General features: G+C 29.4%; 2 protein-coding genes. Both read left to right on the forward strand.

From position 1 onward, the window contains the following. Window positions 1-124: 124 nt before the first annotated feature. Entirely contained in the window at window positions 125-523 is a 399-nt protein-coding gene (locus tag MPF13_RS15395) for a hypothetical protein (RefSeq protein ID WP_249983652.1), read from the forward strand. A 1-nt stretch (window position 524) separates the two neighbouring features. Continuing rightward, the gene (locus tag MPF13_RS15400) at window positions 525-926 is read left to right on the forward strand and encodes a contact-dependent growth inhibition system immunity protein (RefSeq protein ID WP_249983653.1); all 402 of its coding nucleotides are present in this window, start codon (window positions 525-527) and stop codon (window positions 924-926) included. Window positions 927-1131 lie beyond the last annotated feature (205 nt).

The following is a 1131-nucleotide window of genomic DNA, read 5'->3' on the forward strand; positions in this document are numbered from 1 at the left end:
GCTTACTTACGAAAATCCTCGCGGATTTTCTTTGTCTGTAATTATTTATTAAATTAGTTGCTTAATTCACGCAACAAACCATATATAAACACGTTAGCAACAAGCAAAAATCAGAACGCTAAAAATGAGAGAAGTCAAAATTGAAGTCTATAACAGAAAAGAAAAAGTTACGACTACTCTTTATGTTGAACAATTATCTGAAAACAAATTTCGGATGATTGACAATGACTTATTTAATAAGCAATTGACTTTAGGTGTGGAATTTGAAACTAGAATCAACTCTGAAAAAAAACACGAGGTTGTGAAAATTCTGAAACAATCGGAATTTATTACTCGAAGATTTAGACTGACACCAAACTATAAGGAATCTGATTATCGAATGCTTGGAGAAGAATTAACAAAAAGAGGCGGATTTTGGCAAGTTGACCTTGGAAGTATTGCGACTGTGAATATTCCAAAAGATTTTGAATTTAACATTAATCAAGTAATTAAAGATTTAGGATTAGTAGAAATAACAGATTAAAATGCAATCAAAATCAATCGAACAATTAGAAAATGACTATTGGAAAGAACCATCTGAATTTCCAACTAATTTGGTTAAAAGGTGCTTTGAATACAGAAAAATAAAAGTGACAGAATTAACAATAGAACAAATTCGACTTTTGATTTCGCAAAAAATCGGAATTGAATTTTTAATTGGAATAGCATTAGAAAAACTTGAACAGAATATAATTGTCGAAGGAGATTTGTATGAAGGAGATTTATTAGATTCTGTTTCAAAAGTGCCAACTGAATTTTGGAATAAAAACTCAACTGAATTTCTAAATTTCAAGAATATCTTTGAGTCTAATAAAGAGAAAATTATATCGGAACTAGGAGAAAAAGAATATAATCGAATTTCGGAAAGAATAAAAGCCAGTTGCTAACACCGTGTATAATTCATTGCTAGTAAAGGCTTACTTACGAAAATCCTCGCGGATTTTCTATTCGGTTTGTATTTGCTAAATTAGTTGATGAAACACGCAACGAAATCATACACAAACACGTTGTAATTAATTCCTCAGGAAAATCTAACTTCTGAAAAAACTGAAATAATCTGAAAATTATTGTAACATAAATGGAATTAATAAA

Origin of the sequence: Polaribacter sp. Z022, from assembly GCF_023555495.1 — a bacterium.
In the GTDB taxonomy this organism is placed as follows: Bacteria; Bacteroidota; Bacteroidia; order Flavobacteriales; family Flavobacteriaceae; genus Polaribacter.

Bases quoted from the DNA above. Each gene is read 5' to 3' on its own strand.
- MPF13_RS15395 (WP_249983652.1), top strand. From the start codon at position 125: ATGAGAGAAGTCAAAATTGAAGTCTATAACAGAAAAGAAAAAGTTACG.
- MPF13_RS15400 (WP_249983653.1), top strand. From the start codon at position 525: ATGCAATCAAAATCAATCGAACAATTAGAAAATGACTATTGGAAAGAA.